Origin of the sequence: Serratia sp. szju, from assembly GCF_044594185.1 — a bacterium.
GTDB lineage: Bacteria > Pseudomonadota > Gammaproteobacteria > Enterobacterales > Enterobacteriaceae > Serratia > Serratia bockelmannii.
Genome location: NZ_CP172576.1, coordinates 1,333,513 through 1,352,554, shown reverse-complemented (window position 1 = coordinate 1,352,554; position 19,042 = coordinate 1,333,513). Strand labels below are relative to the sequence as shown.

Below are 19,042 nucleotides of genomic sequence, written 5' to 3'. Positions count from 1 at the left end.
CTTATTTCTGCTGGCTGAGGAATTTAACCACGTCGGCGAACTGCTTCACGTAAGCGTCCATCGAGCTGGTATCCAGGCCATCGTTTTTAACCATGTATTTGCCGTTCACAAATACCGCCGGCACGCCGCGCAGCTGCAGATCTTCCGCGGCTTTCTCCTGTTGAACCACCAGAGATTTCACCACGAAGCTGTTCCAAGCTGCGTCATAATCTGCGGCGGTCACGCCCGCTTTTACGAAGACGTTACGGATATCGTCCGGCGTTTGCACGGTCTGGGTTTTCTGCACCGCTTCAAACATCAGCGGGCTTACTTTATCTTCCACGCCCAGCGCCATCGCCACCGCCCACGCCTGAGTCAGCTGTTTGCCCAGTGGCCCCAGGAACTCCACGTGGTACTTGGTCATTTTGGTGCCGGCAGGCAGCGCCTTTTTCACGTTTTCGGACACGTGATAGACCTGCTCAAATTGGTAGCAGTGCGGGCAGTAGAAGGAGAAGAACTCCAGTACCTGCGGCTCGCCGGTCACCGGCTTGTCCAAGGTCACATACTGAGTGCCATCGCTAAACTGTGCCGCCGAGGCACTGAATGCCATCACCATGCCAACGAGCGCCAACCATATTTTTTTCATAAGACTAAACTCTCCATTGTGTTAAAGCTTCAATACATTGGCGTCAGCTGCAGAGGAGGCTCCTGCAACAGCTTAACCTGTTCGGTGAAGGCCGCAGTCTGAGACAACCAGAAATCAGACTCCGCCATCCACGGAAAACTCTTAGGGAAGGCCGGATCCTGCCAACGGCGAGCGACCCAGGCCAGGTAATACACCATGCGCATCGCCCGCAGGGGTTCAATCAACGCCAGCTCGCGCTGATCGAACTCGGCAAATTCGCCGTACGCCTCCAGCAAGACATCCAGCTGCATCAGTTGATCGCGACGTTCACCGTGCAGCAGCATCCACAAATCCTGCACCGCCGGGCCGTTGCGCGCGTCATCAAGATCGACAAACAGCGGGCCGTCGCGCCACAGAATATTGCCCGGATGGCAATCGCCGTGCAAACGACGCGGCTGCCAGTTCAGATGCCAGTGCGGCTTGATCGCCGCAATCAGGTTATCCGTCGCCTGCAGGAACGCTTCACGCTGCGCTGCCGGCAACAGCTCGCAATCGGTCAGCGCCTGACGCGGGGCAATAAGATACTCTTCAATCCCCATGGTCGGCCGCTCAGCAAACAAACGCTCACCGCCGACCTGATGGATACGCCCCAGAAAACGGCCTACCCATTCCAACTGATCCAGATTGTCTATCTCATATTGCCGGCCCCCCACGCTGGGGAACAGCGTAAAGAAAAAACCGCCGTGCATATGCAGCGTAGTGCCTTGCAGCGCCAGCGGCGCCACCGCCGGGATCTCCGCGCCGGCCAGATCCAGAGCGAACTGATGTTCCTCACCGATTTGTGCGGCACTCCAGCGCTCCGGACGGTAAAACTTCACCACGTAGCGTCGGCGATCTTCGTCCATAAACTGATAGACGCGGTTCTCATAGCTGTTCAGCGCCGTCAGGCCGGAATCAACGCGCAGGCCAATCCCTTCTAGCGCGTCCATAATCAAATCGGGCGACAGGGTGTCGAAATTAAAAGCAGAGTTATTCATAACGTTCGTTTGATCGCTGACAGCATGGTGCCGGGAATGAGAAATAGTAGCATTAATGACGCATTTCACGCGCTATGCTTTCTCGCACCGCACGAGGATCAGTCCTTGATAACGCCGCGAGCGCGCAACAGCGCCGTTTTAAAATCTTCTTCGTAATCTTTCTTCAGACCCGGGATCTGATCCGTGCCGGCGCTACCGCGCATTTTCAGGTGGTAAATAAGAATATCATCGCTCAATTCGGACAACTCGCCCTGGAAGCCCGCTTCCTTCGCCAGCTTTTGCAAAAACTGCATCAAATTGAGATCGGGATCTTCCTGCCAGGCCGGGTGCAACAGCTCGATCAACTCGTTTACGCGATGCGTTTTCATCTCAATATCGTCCAATAGCATGAATAAACTCACAAAGTAACAGGCTTACCCACGCAGTGAAAGAACCGGCTTGTCAATAAAGGTAAATCCTGATGTCGCGCTGGCTTTAGCGCTACAATCAGCGCATCGACAAGGCGGGATAAACGAGATGCATAAAGAAATCAGCGGCGTCATTTTGGCCGGCGGACGGGCCACGCGCATGGGCGGTGAAGACAAAGGCCTAGTGTCGATTGGCGGGATCGCACTCTATCAACACGTATTGGCTCGGTTACGCCCGCAGGTGGCCTCCGTCGCCATCAGCGCCAATCGCAATCAGGTACGTTACCAGGCGAGCGGTTTGCCGGTGATTGGCGATCTGACGCCCGACTTCGCCGGGCCGTTGGCCGGGATGCTCGCCGGGCTCACACAGGCTCACAGCGAATGGGTGGTCTTTGTCCCCTGTGATGTCCCCGACTTTCCCGCCGACTTAGTCGCACAACTCTGGCGGCAAAAAGGCGCGGCGCAGGCGGCCTTTGCCAGCGATGGTGAACGAGATCACCCTACGCTGGCGTTATTGCATAGCCAAATAGCACCGCAGCTGGCTGACTATCTGGCCCGAGGTGAACGCAAGCTGATGCTGTTCCTGCATCAAATTGGGGCACAACGCGTGGCGTTCTGCGGACAACAAGCGGCATTTCATAACCTGAATACGCCGGAAGACTGTCGGAATTGGCAGCAAGCACGAGAGCTAAAGTAATGAATCGTTCATTGCCCCCTTTGCTGGCCATCGGTGCCTATAGCGGAACGGGAAAAACCACCTTGCTCAAACAGCTGATCCCGCTGCTGAAACAGCGCCAGGTGCGGGTTGGGCTGATAAAGCATACGCACCACGATATGGATGTGGATACACCGGGTAAAGACAGCTATGAGCTGCGCAAAGCGGGTGCCGACCAAACGTTGGTCGCCAGCGATCGCCGCTGGGCATTGATGACCGAAACGCCGGAGCAACAACCTTTGGATCTACGCTACCTGGCAGAGCGTTTTGATGCCGATAAGGTCGACTTGATTCTGGTGGAAGGGTTCAAACATGAGCCGGTCAGCAAGATCCTGCTTTATCGGGCCGAGATCGGTAGGCCGTTGGAAGACATGTTGGATCAGTTTGTCGTGGCGGTAGCCAGCGACCGACCGCTATCTATCACTGCTAAGCAGTTGGATCTCAATCAACCGGAAAGCATCGCCGATTTTATTGTCGAGTGGTTGAAAGGCGCAGCGTAGCTGCGCTTTTTTACGTTTTACGCACAACAAAAAGCCCTGAACGTCAGTTCAGGGCTTTTTGCTTTATTTGATGCCTGGCAGTGTCCTACTCTCGCATGGGGAGACCCCACACTACCATCGGCGCTACGGCGTTTCACTTCTGAGTTCGGCATGGGGTCAGGTGGGACCACCGCGCTATTGCCGCCAGGCAAATTCTGTTTCATTCCAACCGCCTCACTTCCATGAAGCCATCAGAACCAATCTCGGAACTTCGCTGAAAATCTCTCTAAAAACACCTTCGGTGTTGTAAGGTTAAGCCTCACGGATCATTAGTACTGGTTAGCTCAATGCATCGCTGCACTTACACACCCAGCCTATCAACGTCTTAGTCTTAAACGTTCCTTCAGGGGCCTTAAAGGCCCAGGGAAGACTCATCTTGAGGCAAGTTTCGCGCTTAGATGCTTTCAGCGCTTATCTTTTCCGCACTTAGCTACCGGGCAATGCCATTGGCATGACAACCCGAACACCAGTGGTGCGTTCACTCCGGTCCTCTCGTACTAGGAGCAACCCCTCTCAATCTTCCAACGCCCACGGCAGATAGGGACCGAACTGTCTCACGACGTTCTAAACCCAGCTCGCGTACCACTTTAAATGGCGAACAGCCATACCCTTGGGACCTACTTCAGCCCCAGGATGTGATGAGCCGACATCGAGGTGCCAAACACCGCCGTCGATATGAACTCTTGGGCGGTATCAGCCTGTTATCCCCGGAGTACCTTTTATCCGTTGAGCGATGGCCCTTCCATTCAGAACCACCGGATCACTAAGACCTACTTTCGTACCTGCTCGAGCCGTCACTCTCGCAGTCAAGCTAGCTTATGCCTTTGCACTAACCTCACGATGTCCGACCGTGATTAGCTAACCTTCGTGCTCCTCCGTTACTCTTTGGGAGGAGACCGCCCCAGTCAAACTACCCACCAGACACTGTCCTCACCCCAGATTATGGGGCCGAGTTAGAACATCAAACATTAAAGGGTGGTATTTCAAGGATGGCTCCACGCAGACTGGCGTCCACGCTTCAAAGCCTCCCACCTATCCTACACATCAAGGCTCAATGTTCAGTGTCAAGCTATAGTAAAGGTTCACGGGGTCTTTCCGTCTTGCCGCGGGTACACTGCATCTTCACAGCGAGTTCAATTTCACTGAGTCTCGGGTGGAGACAGCCTGGCCATCATTACGCCATTCGTGCAGGTCGGAACTTACCCGACAAGGAATTTCGCTACCTTAGGACCGTTATAGTTACGGCCGCCGTTTACTGGGGCTTCGATCAAGAGCTTCGCCTTGCGGCTGACCCCATCAATTAACCTTCCAGCACCGGGCAGGCGTCACACCGTATACGTCCACTTTCGTGTTTGCACAGTGCTGTGTTTTTATTAAACAGTTGCAGCCAGCTGGTATCTTCGACTGGCTTCAGCTCCATCCGCAAGGGACTTCACCTACATGCCAGCGTGCCTTCTCCCGAAGTTACGGCACCATTTTGCCTAGTTCCTTCACCCGAGTTCTCTCAAGCGCCTTGGTATTCTCTACCTGACCACCTGTGTCGGTTTGGGGTACGATTTAATGTTACCTGATGCTTAGAGGATTTTCCTGGAAGCAGGGCATCAACTACTTCTGCACCGTAGTGCATCGTCATCACGCCTCAGGGTTAGTATGCAACCGGATTTACCAGGTCACACCCCCTACACGCTTAAACCGGGACAACCGTCGCCCGGCTAGCCTAGCCTTCTCCGTCCCCCCTTCGCAGTAACACCAAGTACAGGAATATTAACCTGTTTCCCATCGACTACGCTTTTCAGCCTCGCCTTAGGGGTCGACTCACCCTGCCCCGATTAACGTTGGACAGGAACCCTTGGTCTTCCGGCGAGCGGGCTTTTCACCCGCTTTATCGTTACTTATGTCAGCATTCGCACTTCTGATACCTCCAGCAACCCTCACAGGCCACCTTCAACGGCTTACAGAACGCTCCCCTACCCAACAACGCCTAAGCGTCGCTGCCGCAGCTTCGGTGCATGGTTTAGCCCCGTTACATCTTCCGCGCAGGCCGACTCGACCAGTGAGCTATTACGCTTTCTTTAAATGATGGCTGCTTCTAAGCCAACATCCTGGCTGTCTATGCCTTCCCACATCGTTTCCCACTTAACCATGACTTTGGGACCTTAGCTGGCGGTCTGGGTTGTTTCCCTCTTCACGACGGACGTTAGCACCCGCCGTGTGTCTCCCGTGATAACATTCTTCGGTATTCGGAGTTTGCATCGGTTTGGTAAGCCGGGATGGCCCCCTAGCCGAAACAGTGCTCTACCCCCGAAGATGAGTTCACGAGGCGCTACCTAAATAGCTTTCGGGGAGAACCAGCTATCTCCCGGTTTGATTGGCCTTTCACCCCCAGCCACAAGTCATCCGCTAATTTTTCAACATTAGTCGGTTCGGTCCTCCAGTTAGTGTTACCCAACCTTCAACCTGCCCATGGCTAGATCACCGGGTTTCGGGTCTATACCTTGCAACTAATCGCCCAGTTAAGACTCGGTTTCCCTACGGCTCCCCTATACGGTTAACCTTGCTACAAAATATAAGTCGCTGACCCATTATACAAAAGGTACGCAGTCACACCACGAAGGTGCTCCCACTGCTTGTACGTACACGGTTTCAGGTTCTATTTCACTCCCCTCGCCGGGGTTCTTTTCGCCTTTCCCTCACGGTACTGGTTCACTATCGGTCAGTCAGGAGTATTTAGCCTTGGAGGATGGTCCCCCCATATTCAGACAGGATGTCACGTGTCCCGCCCTACTCATCGAACTCACGACCTGTGCATTTTAGTGTACGGGGCTATCACCCTTTGCTGCGCGACTTTCCAGACGCTTCCACTAACACACAAGCCGATTCAGGTTCTGGGCTCCTCCCCGTTCGCTCGCCGCTACTGGGGGAATCTCGGTTGATTTCTTTTCCTCGGGGTACTTAGATGTTTCAGTTCCCCCGGTTCGCCTCATGCCACTATGTATTCATGACATGATAGTGTGTCGAAACACACTGGGTTTCCCCATTCGGGTATCGCCGGTTATAACGGTTCATATCACCTTACCGACGCTTTTCGCAGATTAGCACGCCCTTCATCGCCTCTGACTGCCTAGGCATCCACCGTGTACGCTTAGTCACTTAACCTCACAACCCGAAGATGTTTCCATCGTTCGTGCTGCAAACATTTGAGAGACTCTATGACAGGTTACTCTTCATCCCAATACATCTACGGAGGGATAAATTTCAGCCGTCATGTTTCAATTTTCAGCTTGTTCCAGATTGTTAAAGAGCAATATCTTAAACATGACTCGCAAGTCATCTTTAAGATTTTTTCGGTTATCGCTAACCGGTGATAATGTCTTTCACTCATTATCGGAATGGCGTCCCCAAGGGGATTCGAACCCCTGTTACAGCCGTGAAAGGGCAGTGTCCTAGGCCTCTAGACGATGGGGACCCGAAAATCCGATTAAACTGAATAACTTAATCGGTTCGTATCAGCATGAATGACTCATGGCATCAACAGGTAGCGCTTTGCTCGTTACTTTTTCATCAGACAATCTGTGTGAGCACGCCACTCGAACTAATATCTTTAGGTAAGGAGGTGATCCAACCGCAGGTTCCCCTACGGTTACCTTGTTACGACTTCACCCCAGTCATGAATCACAAAGTGGTAAGCGCCCTCCCGAAGGTTAAGCTACCTACTTCTTTTGCAACCCACTCCCATGGTGTGACGGGCGGTGTGTACAAGGCCCGGGAACGTATTCACCGTAGCATTCTGATCTACGATTACTAGCGATTCCGACTTCATGGAGTCGAGTTGCAGACTCCAATCCGGACTACGACATACTTTATGAGGTCCGCTTGCTCTCGCGAGGTCGCTTCTCTTTGTATATGCCATTGTAGCACGTGTGTAGCCCTACTCGTAAGGGCCATGATGACTTGACGTCATCCCCACCTTCCTCCAGTTTATCACTGGCAGTCTCCTTTGAGTTCCCGGCCGAACCGCTGGCAACAAAGGATAAGGGTTGCGCTCGTTGCGGGACTTAACCCAACATTTCACAACACGAGCTGACGACAGCCATGCAGCACCTGTCTCAGAGTTCCCGAAGGCACCAATCCATCTCTGGAAAGTTCTCTGGATGTCAAGAGTAGGTAAGGTTCTTCGCGTTGCATCGAATTAAACCACATGCTCCACCGCTTGTGCGGGCCCCCGTCAATTCATTTGAGTTTTAACCTTGCGGCCGTACTCCCCAGGCGGTCGATTTAACGCGTTAGCTCCGGAAGCCACGCCTCAAGGGCACAACCTCCAAATCGACATCGTTTACAGCGTGGACTACCAGGGTATCTAATCCTGTTTGCTCCCCACGCTTTCGCACCTGAGCGTCAGTCTTCGTCCAGGGGGCCGCCTTCGCCACCGGTATTCCTCCAGATCTCTACGCATTTCACCGCTACACCTGGAATTCTACCCCCCTCTACGAGACTCTAGCTTGCCAGTTTCAAATGCAGTTCCCAGGTTGAGCCCGGGGATTTCACATCTGACTTAACAAACCGCCTGCGTGCGCTTTACGCCCAGTAATTCCGATTAACGCTTGCACCCTCCGTATTACCGCGGCTGCTGGCACGGAGTTAGCCGGTGCTTCTTCTGCGAGTAACGTCAATTGATGAACGTATTAAGCTCACCACCTTCCTCCTCGCTGAAAGTGCTTTACAACCCGAAGGCCTTCTTCACACACGCGGCATGGCTGCATCAGGCTTGCGCCCATTGTGCAATATTCCCCACTGCTGCCTCCCGTAGGAGTCTGGACCGTGTCTCAGTTCCAGTGTGGCTGGTCATCCTCTCAGACCAGCTAGGGATCGTCGCCTAGGTGAGCCATTACCCCACCTACTAGCTAATCCCATCTGGGCACATCTGATGGCAAGAGGCCCGAAGGTCCCCCTCTTTGGTCTTGCGACGTTATGCGGTATTAGCTACCGTTTCCAGTAGTTATCCCCCTCCATCAGGCAGTTTCCCAGACATTACTCACCCGTCCGCCGCTCGTCACCCAGGGAGCAAGCTCCCCTGTGCTACCGCTCGACTTGCATGTGTTAAGCCTGCCGCCAGCGTTCAATCTGAGCCATGATCAAACTCTTCAATTAAAAGCTTGATTTGCTTCCACTCGAGAAGCGATGCTCAAAGATTTACTGCATGAATTTTACTTCAGTTAGTCACTCTTCAAGACTTGATATTTTTTTGCATCCGAAGATGCTGGATATCGTCTTGTGGAGTGCCCACACAGATTGTCTGATAAATTGTTAAAGAGCAGTGAGTTAGGCGCTTTCGCTTGCTAACTCGAGGTGGCGTATATTACGCTTTTCACCCGGAGAGTCAAGCGTTTATTTCGCTTTTCTCTCGCTGACCCGGCGGCTTGTCAGTCGTTGTTCCCGGTCAGTGGAGGCGCATTATAGGGAGTTCTCGGCGGGCCGCAACCCCTAAATGCAAAAAACTTTTCAAGCGCGGATTTTTTCGGCAAAAGGGCGAAAAAGCGACGAATTTATGTCACTTTTTCAGGCAAACAGCCATAAAAGCTGGCGATCGCTGGAGTAAAATAGAAATAACGATGTCAGTAAGGACCCGCAGCCATGCCGTTAAATGCACAACAACAGGCCGCCCAACGCAATCTTTCTTATCTGCTTGCAGAGAAACTCGGCCAACAAATTCTGGCGGGCGATTATCAGGCCGGCAGCATCCTGCCCGGTGAAATGGAACTGGGCGAGCAATTCGGCGTCAGCCGCACCGCAGTACGCGAAGCGGTAAAGATGTTAGCCGCCAAAGGCATGTTGCTACCGCGCCCGCGCATCGGCACCCGCGTGATGCCGCAGAGCCAATGGAATTTCCTCGATCAGGATTTACTGACCTGGTGGATGACGCGGGAAAACTTCGATCAGGTGATGCAACACTTCCTTATCTTGCGCACCTCGCTGGAGCCACAGGCCTGCGCGTTGGCGGCAAACCACGCCAGCCCGCAGCAAACCAAGCTGCTGGCGGAACTGATGGCGGAAATGCGCGCGCTGCATACCCAGTTTGATCGCGAGCGTTGGATCCAGGTCGATACCCAATTCCACCAGCTCATCTATGAGGCCAGCGGCAACCCGTTCCTGACCTCGTTCGCCAACCTGTTCAGTTCGGTGTACCAAAGCTACTTCCGCGCCATCACCGGTAATGAAGTGATCAAGCTGCGCCATCATCAGGCTATCGTCGATGCGATACTCGCCGGGGACAGCGCCGGCGCGCTCGTCGCCTGCCAGGTGCTGCTGAAAGAGAAAGACTAGACACGCTCCCCGCTTATATATAGAAGAAAGAGACGAGGGACAGACGACCATTTAACCAGGACCGACCATGACCCAATCCGCGCGCAGTATGGCAGGGCTACCGTGGATCGCCGCAATGGCGTTCTTTATGCAGGCGCTGGACGCCACCATCCTCAACACGGCGCTACCGGCGATCGCCCAAAGCCTGGGGCGATCGCCGCTGGCGATGCAATCGGCCGTCATCAGCTACACGCTGACGGTGGCAATGCTGATCCCGGTCAGCGGCTGGCTGGCGGACCGCTTCGGCACCCGGCGCGTGTTCATCTTCGCCGTCACGCTATTCACCCTCGGCTCGCTGCTGTGCGCCCTCTCCCCCACGTTGAGCGCGCTGGTCGCCTCTCGCGTGCTGCAGGGCATCGGCGGCGCGATGATGATGCCGGTCGCGCGGTTGGCGCTGCTGCGCGCCTACCCGCGCAGCGAACTGCTGCCGGTGCTGAACTTCGTCACCATGCCCGGCCTGGTCGGGCCGATTCTGGGGCCGCTGCTGGGCGGGTGGCTGGTCACCTACGCCACCTGGCACTGGATTTTCCTGATCAATATCCCTATCGGCCTGCTCGGCATCTTCTATGCGCGCAAATACATGCCGGACTTCACTACGCCCAAACGCCGCTTCGATTTTCTTGGCTTCATGCTGTTCGGCCTGAGCCTGGTGCTGATCTCCACCGGGCTGGAGCTGTTTGGCGAGCGGGTACTGGCAAGCTACGTTTCGCTGGGTATTCTGCTCAGCGGCTTTGTGATGCTGTTCGGCTACATCGCGCACGCCCGCCGTCACCCTCAGCCGCTGATCGGTCTCGACCTGTTCAAAACCCGTACCTTCTCGGTCGGTATCGCTGGCAACGTCGCCTCCAGGCTGGGCACCGGCTGCGTGCCATTTTTAATGCCGCTCATGCTGCAGGTGGGATTCGGCTATACGGCGATCGTCGCCGGTTGCATGATGGCGCCAACCGCCATCGGCTCGCTGATGGCGAAATCCACCGTCACTCAGGTGCTGCGCTGGTTCGGCTACCGTAAAACGCTGGTCGGCATTACCGTTATCATCGGAGTGCTGATCGCCCAGTTCGCCCTGCAAAGCCCGGGCATGCCGCTGTGGCTAATGATCCTGCCGCTGTTCGTGCTGGGCATGGCGATGTCCACCCAGTTTACCGCCATGAACACCATCAGCCTGGCGGATTTGAACGACGCCAACGCCAGCGCCGGCAACAGCGTCCTGGCGGTCACCCAGCAGCTGTCCATCAGCTTCGGCGTGGCGATCAGCGCAGCGGTGCTACGCTTTTACGAATCCCTGTCGTTAGGCACCATGATCGACCACTTCCATTACACCTTTATCACCATGGGGATCGTCACCGTGGCGTCGGCGCTGGTGTTTATGTTGCTAAGAAGGAAGGATGGCCGCAATTTGATCAGCGGCCAGGAAAGCAAGAAAGAAGCCAAGGCGGCCAGTTAACGGCGGCCCACCGAGGCGCGTTCCACCAGCTCGGGCGTCAGCACCAGCACCTGGGGCGCGCGCTCCGGGTTCTGCAGGCGGTTGATCAGCGCATCGATCGCCAGTTCGCCCAGCGAATCCTTCGGCTGATGAATGGTGCTCAGCGGCGGCGCCAGATAACGCGCCAACTCAATGTCATCGTAGCCCATCACCGCCATATCCTGCGGCACGGAAAGCCCGGCCTGATACAGCGCCTGATAAACGCCTACCGCCACCGCGTCGTTGCCGGCAAATACCGCATGCGGCGGCTCGTTCAGCGCCAGCAGTTGGCGCATGGCGTTCACCCCGCCCTCAAACTCAAAATCGCAATGCACTTCATACCCTGGCGAAACCGGCAATCCGGCGCGACGCATTGCGTTGCGATAGCCTTCCAGTCGGTGACGAGCGGTGGTTTTATCCTCCGGGCCAGCAATGCAGGCAATCTTGCGGTAGCCGCGGGCGATCAGATGATCGGTCGCCATCTCGCCGCCCAGCAGCGAGTTATCCTGAATAATGTCGTTGGCGCCCTCGAACGGCGCCCAGTCCATCATCACGATCGGCAATGACGGGTAGCGGCTCAGGGCATCTTGCGATGGCCGGTGGTTTTCGGTGCACATCAACAACAAACCGTCGACGCGCTTTTGCAGCAGCGTCTCCATGCTGCGGTTCATGCGCGCGGCGTCTTCTTCGGTATTGCACAGGATTAAACTGTAGCCACGTTCATAGCAGCTGCGCTCCACGCCGCGCACCACTTCGGCATAAAACGGGTTGTTGCTGGCGGTCACCAGCATGCCGATGGTGCGCGTCTGATTGAGCTTCAGGCTGCGCGCCAGCGCAGAAGGCGCATAGTTCAGCTGTTCCACGGCCGCCATGACCTTGTCGCGCACGCTGTCGCTGACAAAACGATTATTGTTGACCACATGCGACACGGTAGAGGTTGAAACGCCCGCCAGGCGGGCGACATCTTTCATGGTGGCCAAAGGATCACCCCTGCTGCTGCAAGAAGGCGTCGATCTCTTCACGCCAGGGCACCGAAGGTTGCGCGCCGGGGCGGGTCACGGCGATCGCCGCCGCCGCATGGGCGAAACGCACCGCATCGGCCATGATCTTGCCTTCCAACAGGGCGGTCACCAGCGCACCGTTAAAGGTATCGCCGGCGGCGATGGTATCCACCGCTTGCACCTTAAAACCGGGCACCCGTTTGCCGTTGCCGTTTTCGCTCAGCCACACGCCGCGGCTACCGAGGGTGATGATCACCGTCGCGATGCCCTTGTCGTGCAGCGCCTGCGCCGCACGCGCCGCATCCGCTTCGTTGTCCACGGCGATGCCGGTCAGGCGCTGGGCTTCGGTTTCATTCGGGGTGATCATATCGATCATGCCCAGCAGCTCGTCCGGCAGCTCACGCGCCGGGGCCGGGTTGAGGATCACCTGCGTTTGATGTTGTTTCGCCAGGCGGGCGGCGGCGATCACCGTCTCCAGCGGCGACTCGAGCTGCATCAGCAGGGCATCGGCGTCGATCACTTTTTGTTGGTAGCGCGCCAGATAATCCGGCGTCACCGCGGCGTTGGCGCCGGCATCGATGCCGATCACGTTCTCGCCTTCGGCGTTGACGAAGATCAGCGCCACGCCGGTGGTGCTGTCGGCGATGGCTTCAATCGGTTGGGTATCAATGCGATCGCTCGCCAGCTGCCGGCGGATACGCTCGCCGATATCATCGGCGCCTACGCAGGCGATAAAGGCGATCTCCGCCCCGCTGCGCCCGGCCGCCACCGCCTGATTCGCACCCTTGCCGCCAAACGCCACCTTATACTGTTTCCCGATCACCGTCTCGCCCGGGTGGGGGAACTGTTCAATATTGAGGATATGGTCGGCATTGATGCTGCCAAGAACCACCAGCTTACCTGTTTCCATCGCATTGATTCCTGAATTGCGCGCCATCGTAAACGCCCCGTTCCGATGGCGCTGGTATGACTTACTGAGTGACCAGTTTCAAATCGACCGGGATGGTCGCCGGCACTTTTTCGCCTTTCAGCACTTTATCGGCGGTTTCCACGCCGATCACGCCGATCTGATCGGGACGCTGCGCCACCGTCGCCGCCAGCTTGCCGCCTTCGACCGCTTTCACGCCGTCAGCGGTGCCGTCGAAGCCTACCACGATCACGTCGGTTTTACCGGCGGTTTGCAGCGCGCGCAGCGCACCCAGCGCCATTTCATCGTTCTGGGCGAACACCGCCTGCACATCCGGGTGCGCGGTCAGCAGGTTCTGCATCACGTTCAGGCCCTTGGTGCGATCGAAATCGGCCGGCTGACTGGCCAACAGTTTGAATTTATTCTGATCCAGCGACTGCTTGAAGCCTTCACCGCGTTCACGCGCGGCAGAGGTGCCAGCGATGCCTTCCAGCTGAATCACCTTGGCATCGGCGCCCGCTTTCTTGGCGATGAAATCACCGGCCATTTTGCCGCCCACGCGGTTATCCGAAGCGATGTGGCTCACCACGTCACCCTTGCTCGCCACGCGGTCCAGCGTGATGACCGGGATCTTAGCCTGGTTGGCCATCTTGATGGCGTTACCCACCGCATCGGAGTCGGTCGGGTTGATCAACAGCAGCTTGGGCGCCCGCACCATCAGATCCTGCACGTTGGCCAGCTCTTTCGCCGGGTTGTTCTGGGAATCCAGCACCACCAGGTTGTAGCCCAGCTTGTTGGCCTCTTGCTGCGCCCCATCCTTCATCGAGACGAAGAACGGGTTGTTGAGGGTGGACACCACCAGCGCAATGGTGTCTTTGGCCATGGCATTGGCGCTCAGGGTGGCGCTCAGCGCGATGGCGGAAGCTAAGGTTGCCAGTTTTTTCATTTTCATCATCGTGATTCCTGTAGGGGGAGGTTACTTGTTGCTTTTGTTATCTACCAGAACCGCCAGCAGTATCACCACTGCCTTCACGATCATTTGGTAGTAGGAAGAAACACCCAATAAATTCAGGCCGTTGTTCAGGAAGCCGAGGATCAGCGCCCCGATCAGCGTGCCGACGATGCGCCCCTTGCCGCCGGCCAGGCTGGTGCCGCCCAGCACCACGGCGGCGATGGCGTCCAGCTCATAGCCGGTGCCGGCGGTCGGCTGCGCCGACGACAGGCGCGCCACTTCGATCACCCCGGCCAGCGCCGCCAGCAGGCCGCACAGCGAGTAGACGATAATCTTCACTTTATCGACGCTGATGCCGGACAGGCGGGTCGCCGCTTCGTTGCCGCCCAGGGCATAAATATAGCGGCCCAGGCGCGTATGGTGCAGCATATACCAGGCGGCGATGAACACGATCGCCATGATCCAGATCGGCGTAGGCACGCCCAGCGGACGGCCGATGCCGAACCAGCCGAAGGTGTCGGCCACGTCGGTGAAACCGGTGTTGACCGGGCTACCGTTGGTGTACACCATGGTGACGCCGCGCAGCAGCAGCATCATCACCAGCGTGGCGATAAAGGCCTGCACTTTGCCTTTGGCGACGATCACCCCGGTGCAGGCGCCAATCGCAGCGCCCAGCGCCAATGCCGCCGCCACCGCCACCAGCGCGTTGACCTCAAAGCCGACGATCGACGCCGCCACCGCGCCGGTCAGGGCCAACAGCGATCCTACCGACAGATCGATGCCGGACGTGAGGATCACCAGCGTCATCCCCACCGCCATGATGGCGTTCACCGAAGTCTGCTGCAGAATATTGAACAGGTTGTTCAGGGTGAAGAAGTTCGGGCTCATGGAAGAGACCACGGCGATCAGCACCAGCAGCGCAATCAACGACTTCTGCTCTAACAGCCACTCTTTACTGAACCAGCGCTTGGCTGCGATAGTCTGGGAACTCATATCTGATTACTCCTGCTTTACGCCGTATTGCTTGCCGACGGCTGCCGCCATCAACGCTTCCTGGGTGGCCTGTTCAATCGGGAACTCGCCGCTGAGATGCCCTTCGTGCATCACCAGAATGCGATCGCTCATGCCCATCACCTCCGGCATTTCCGAAGACACCAGAATGATGCTCAGCCCTTCCTGCTTGAACTGGTTGATTAACTGATAGATCTCTTTTTTGGCGCCGACGTCGACGCCGCGCGTCGGCTCATCGAGGATCAGCACTTTCGGCCGGGTCATCAGGCCGCGGGCGATCGCCACTTTTTGCTGGTTGCCGCCGGAAAGCAGGCCGATCGACTGCTCCATCGACGGCGTTTTGATATTGAACAGGCGGATGAAATCCCCCACCGCCTGCCGCTCATCGGCCTGTTTCAGGCTGCCGTCGGCGCGGCTGAAGTAGCGCAGCGCGGTCAGAGACATGTTTTCCTTTACCGACATGCCCAGCACCAGGCCGTCGCGCTTACGGTCTTCCGAGATATAGACGATGCCGTTCGCCAACCCGTCCTGCGGCGAGTGGGTGACCACGTCGCGGCCGTCCAGGCTGACGGTGCCGGCCTTACGCGGCGCGGCGCCGTACAGGATCTTCATCAATTCAGTGCGCCCGGCGCCCATCAGCCCGGCCACGCCGAGGATCTCGCCGCGGTACAGCGTAAAGCTGACGTCTTCAACGCCGGGTCCGGAAAGGTGGCTGACGTCCAGCCGCTTTTCCCCGCGCGGCAAATCAAGGCGCGGGTATTGTTCTTCCAGCTTGCGGCCGACCATCATCTCTATCAGCGAATCTTCCTGCAGCTCGCTCACCGGCCGCTCGGCGATGAACTGCCCGTCGCGGAACACGGTCACGTCGTCGCAGATTTCAAAAATCTCTTTCAGGCGGTGCGAGATATAAACGATGCCGCGCCCTTCGGCCTTCAGCTCGTTGATCACCTTGAACAGCGAGGCGGTTTCGGTGTCGGTCAGCGCATCGGTCGGTTCGTCCATGATGATCACTTTCGATTCGAAGCTCAGTACCTTGGCGATCTCCACCATCTGCTGATCGCCGATCGACAGCTCCCCCACCAGCCGGTGGCTGCTGTAGCGCAGGTTGAGGCGCGCCAACAAGCGATCGGCCTCGGCGTACATGCGCTTCCAGTCAATGCGGCCGAAACGGTTGACGAACTCGCGGCCGAGGAAGATGTTTTCCGCAATCGTCAGCTGCGGGATCAGGTTCAGCTCCTGATGAATAATGCCGATGCCCGCTTCCTGCGAATCTTTAGGCCCGTTGAATACCACCTCTTTACCGAGAAAATACTGACTGCCGGCGTCTTTCTGGTAGATGCCGGTCAGCACTTTCATCATGGTGGACTTTCCGGCGCCGTTTTCCCCCACCAGCGCCATCACCTTGCCGGGATAAACGCTGAGAGCGGCGCCGGAAAGCGCCTTCACGCCGGGAAAGGCTTTATCAATCCCTTTCAGTTGCAGTAAAGGTTGCATAAACGCCTCAGAAAGTTACGCCTGCGCACAGGATCACGTTCGCGTAAGGCGAACACTCCCCACTGCGGATCACCGCCCGGCTGTGCTCGGTTTGCGCTTTAAACGCCTGATGGCTGATATAACGCACGCCGATGGTATTGCCCTGGCGTTGGCCCAGTGCGGTCAGTTCAGCCAACAATGCCTCGTGGAGCGACGGATTTTGTTTCACGATTTCTTCCGCCAGGATGGCGCTTTCTACCTGCATCTCTTGCGTGACCGCCGCGAACACCTGCATGAAGGTCGGCACGCCCTGCGTCAGCGCCAGATCGATGCGCTGCGTCGCCGCCGGTATCGGCAAACCCGCATCGCACAAGGTGAGCTGATCGGTATGCCCCAGCCGGGCAATCACGGCAGACACGTCGGAATTCAGTAATACGCCTTTTTTCATCTTCTCACTCCGCTAGCGAAACGTTTCGCTCTCTGGAGGAGTTTAAAAAAACGGCAGGGGAAGGCAACCGGGACAATGCAGAAGTGTGATCGCTATCGAAACGTTTCGTTCGCGCGTGGAAAAAGTGCAAACAAAAGGGGCTCAGCCATGCTGAGCCCCTGTCAGACGGGTTAGATCTCGACCTGCGTGCCGAGCTCGATGACCCGGTTCGGCGGGATCTCAAACTGATCCGGCGCCCGCAGCGCGTTGCGGCTCAGAGCGACGAACAGCTTGCCGCGCAGGTAGAGGTACCATGGCCGCTTGGTGAGGATCAGCGATTCATGGGACATGAAGAACGACGTCTCCGACATGCGGCACGGCAACCCTTCCAGCCCGCAGCGGTGGAACACTTCCTCCACGTTCGGCGTTTCGCGCCAGCCGTAGCTGGCCACCACCCGCCAGAAGGTCGGCGACAGCTGCTCGATGGTCACCCGGCGCACGTTGTGCACGTAAGGCGCATCCTCGGTGCGCAGCGTCAGCAGCACCACGCGCTCATGCAGCACCTTATTGTGTTTCAGGTTATGCAACAGCGCAAAAGGAATGACGTTGGTGGCGCGCGACAGGAACACCGCGGTACCCGGCACCCGCACCGGCGGCGATTTCTCCAGCGAGGCAATCATCGCCTCCAGCGAGTTGCCGTGCTCATGCAGACGGCGCAACAGGCGGAAACGCTCGCTCTTCCAGGTAGTCATAATGATGAACATTACCAGCGCCAGGGTCAGCGGCAGCCAGCCGCCGGAGAACAGCTTCAGGGCGTTGGCGGAGAACATCGGCACGTCGATGATCAGCAAGATGGTTACGATGCCGATCGCCAGGAAGCGGTTCCAGTGCCAGTTATTAATCGCCACCGAAGTGACCAGAATGCTGGTCAGCACCATGGTGCCGGTGACGGCGATGCCATAAGCCGCCGCCAGGTTGCTGGAGTGCTCGAACCCGATGATCACCAGCACCACCGAGATGTACAGCGTCCAGTTGATCACCGGAATGTAGATCTGGCCAGATTCCATTTCCGAGGTGTGAATGATGCGCATCGGCGACAAATACCCCAGGCGCACCGCCTGGCGGGTCAGCGAGAAGACGCCGGAAATCACCGCCTGCGAAGCGATCACCGTCGCCAGAGTCGCCAAAATCAGCAGCGGGATCAGCGCCCAGTCGGGCGCCAGCAGGAAGAACGGGTTTTTGATCGCCTCAGGGTTTTTCAGCAGCAGCGCCCCCTGGCCGAAGTAATTGAGCACCAGCGAAGGCAGCACCACGGTGAACCAGGCCAGGCGGATCGGGAACTTGCCGAAGTGCCCCATATCGGCATACAGCGCCTCGACGCCGGTGATGGACAGCACCACTGCCCCCAGCGCGAAGAACGACACCTTCTTATATTCCATGAAGAAGTTGAGCGCCCATTTGGGGTTCAGCGCCTGCAGCACTTCCGGGTTCGAAATGATGCTGCGCGCGCCCAGCACCGCCAACACGATGAACCACAGCAGCATTACCGGGGCGAACAGCTTGCCGACGCTGCCGGTGCCGTGTTTTTGGATAACGAACAGCAGCGTCAGCACCAGAATGGAGAGCGGGACGATATAGGCGTCGAGCGCAGGCGCGGCGATTTCCAATCCTTCTATCGCCGACATCACCGAGATCGCCGGGGTGATCACCACCTCGCCATAGAAGAAGCTGCCGCCGATCAGGCCCAGTATCACCAGCACCGCGGTGGTGCGCGCCGAGGTGTTGCGCCCGGCCAGCGACATCAGCGTCAGAATACCGCCCTCGCCGGCGTTGTCCGCACGCATCACGTAGGTGAGATATTTGAGGGAAACGATCACGATCAGCATCCAGAAAATCAGCGACAGGAAGCCGAAAACCACGTCTGGACGAACATCGAAGCCGTAATGGCCGGAGAAACACTCTCTCAACGTATAGAGAGGACTGGTGCCGATATCACCGTAGACCACGCCGATGGCAGCCAGGGTTACCGCCGATAGGGACTGCTTATGCTCTGCGCTCATAATTCGTTTCTTTATCAGAACATCCGTTAGCGATGCATCCGCATCAGGCAAAATACGGGCTCAAAGATCCGTCACGCCCACCAGAAA

At 57.1% G+C, this 19,042-nt stretch carries 14 protein-coding genes, 1 tRNA gene and 3 rRNA genes; 4 read left to right on the top strand and 14 right to left on the bottom strand.

From position 1 onward, the window contains the following. Window position 1: 1 nt before the first annotated feature. The 3 genes from dsbA to RE418_RS06420 form a co-directional block, all read right to left on the bottom strand. A complete protein-coding gene (gene dsbA, locus RE418_RS06430) occupies window positions 2-625 on the bottom strand; it encodes a thiol:disulfide interchange protein DsbA (protein ID WP_025304721.1) in 624 nt (207 codons plus the stop codon). Between the two features lie 29 nt (window positions 626-654). Further along, window positions 655-1,641 (bottom strand): serine/threonine protein kinase, encoded by a 987-nt coding sequence (locus tag RE418_RS06425; protein WP_089181457.1) that lies wholly within the window; start codon window positions 1,639-1,641, stop codon window positions 655-657. Between the two features lie 98 nt (window positions 1,642-1,739). Beyond that, on the bottom strand, window positions 1,740-2,009 hold the full coding sequence (locus RE418_RS06420) for a YihD family protein (protein WP_004931268.1): 270 nt from the start codon (window positions 2,007-2,009) through the stop codon (window positions 1,740-1,742). A gap of 148 nt (window positions 2,010-2,157) precedes the next feature. On the opposite strand from RE418_RS06420, the gene mobA reads away from it, so the two are divergent. Continuing rightward, on the top strand, window positions 2,158-2,745 hold the full coding sequence (gene mobA, locus RE418_RS06415) for a molybdenum cofactor guanylyltransferase MobA (RefSeq protein WP_049209083.1): 588 nt from the start codon (window positions 2,158-2,160) through the stop codon (window positions 2,743-2,745). Continuing rightward, window positions 2,745-3,263, top strand: coding sequence for a molybdopterin-guanine dinucleotide biosynthesis protein MobB (gene mobB, locus RE418_RS06410; protein WP_060435241.1), 519 nt, complete (start codon window positions 2,745-2,747; stop codon window positions 3,261-3,263). Before mobA ends, mobB begins: the two co-directional genes overlap by 1 nt. A 72-nt stretch (window positions 3,264-3,335) precedes the next feature. Here the strand turns inward: mobB and rrf are convergent. The 4 genes from rrf to RE418_RS06390 all read right to left on the bottom strand — a co-directional run bounded on the left by rrf (window position 3,336) and on the right by RE418_RS06390 (window position 8,450). Further along, a 5S ribosomal RNA gene (rrf, locus tag RE418_RS06405) occupies window positions 3,336-3,451 on the bottom strand. A gap of 99 nt (window positions 3,452-3,550) precedes the next feature. Further along, a 23S ribosomal RNA gene (locus tag RE418_RS06400) occupies window positions 3,551-6,458 on the bottom strand. Between the two features lie 234 nt (window positions 6,459-6,692). Continuing rightward, window positions 6,693-6,768, bottom strand: a tRNA-Glu gene (locus tag RE418_RS06395). Window positions 6,769-6,908: 140 nt separating this feature from the next. Then, window positions 6,909-8,450, bottom strand: a 16S ribosomal RNA gene (locus tag RE418_RS06390). Together the 16S, 23S and 5S rRNA genes with 1 tRNA gene alongside form the textbook arrangement of a ribosomal RNA operon. 483 nt (window positions 8,451-8,933) lie before the next feature. On the opposite strand from RE418_RS06390, the gene RE418_RS06385 reads away from it, so the two are divergent. Beyond that, on the top strand, window positions 8,934-9,623 hold the full coding sequence (locus tag RE418_RS06385; protein ID WP_033636503.1) for a FadR/GntR family transcriptional regulator: 690 nt from the start codon (window positions 8,934-8,936) through the stop codon (window positions 9,621-9,623). A gap of 67 nt (window positions 9,624-9,690) precedes the next feature. Next, on the top strand, window positions 9,691-11,106 hold the full coding sequence (mdtD, locus tag RE418_RS06380) for a multidrug transporter subunit MdtD (protein WP_025160302.1): 1,416 nt from the start codon (window positions 9,691-9,693) through the stop codon (window positions 11,104-11,106). On the opposite strand, the gene rbsR is transcribed toward mdtD, so the two are convergent. From rbsR to kup, 7 genes are all read right to left on the bottom strand, one after another. Next, window positions 11,103-12,104 carry a ribose operon transcriptional repressor RbsR gene (rbsR, locus tag RE418_RS06375; protein WP_043140692.1) on the bottom strand — a complete coding sequence of 334 codons (1,002 nt, stop codon included), beginning with the start codon at window positions 12,102-12,104 and terminating at the stop codon, window positions 11,103-11,105. The two genes, mdtD and rbsR, sit on opposite strands and share 4 nt — an antisense overlap. 4 nt (window positions 12,105-12,108) lie before the next feature. After that, window positions 12,109-13,035, bottom strand: a complete 927-nt coding sequence (gene rbsK, locus RE418_RS06370) for a ribokinase (RefSeq protein WP_089181458.1) — start codon at window positions 13,033-13,035, stop codon at window positions 12,109-12,111. 61 nt (window positions 13,036-13,096) lie between these two features. Then, on the bottom strand, window positions 13,097-13,984 hold the full coding sequence (gene rbsB / locus RE418_RS06365) for a ribose ABC transporter substrate-binding protein RbsB (RefSeq protein ID WP_025304729.1): 888 nt from the start codon (window positions 13,982-13,984) through the stop codon (window positions 13,097-13,099). A 24-nt stretch (window positions 13,985-14,008) separates the two neighbouring features. Then, window positions 14,009-14,977 carry a ribose ABC transporter permease gene (gene rbsC, locus RE418_RS06360; protein WP_025304730.1) on the bottom strand — a complete coding sequence of 323 codons (969 nt, stop codon included), beginning with the start codon at window positions 14,975-14,977 and terminating at the stop codon, window positions 14,009-14,011. Window positions 14,978-14,983: 6 nt separating this feature from the next. Further along, on the bottom strand, window positions 14,984-16,489 hold the full coding sequence (rbsA, locus tag RE418_RS06355; protein WP_043140703.1) for a ribose ABC transporter ATP-binding protein RbsA: 1,506 nt from the start codon (window positions 16,487-16,489) through the stop codon (window positions 14,984-14,986). A gap of 7 nt (window positions 16,490-16,496) precedes the next feature. Then, window positions 16,497-16,916 carry a D-ribose pyranase gene (gene rbsD, locus RE418_RS06350; RefSeq protein WP_033645162.1) on the bottom strand — a complete coding sequence of 140 codons (420 nt, stop codon included), beginning with the start codon at window positions 16,914-16,916 and terminating at the stop codon, window positions 16,497-16,499. Window positions 16,917-17,086: 170 nt separating this feature from the next. Next, window positions 17,087-18,955 carry a low affinity potassium transporter Kup gene (kup, locus tag RE418_RS06345; protein ID WP_015379467.1) on the bottom strand — a complete coding sequence of 623 codons (1,869 nt, stop codon included), beginning with the start codon at window positions 18,953-18,955 and terminating at the stop codon, window positions 17,087-17,089. Window positions 18,956-19,042: the final 87 nt, after the last annotated feature.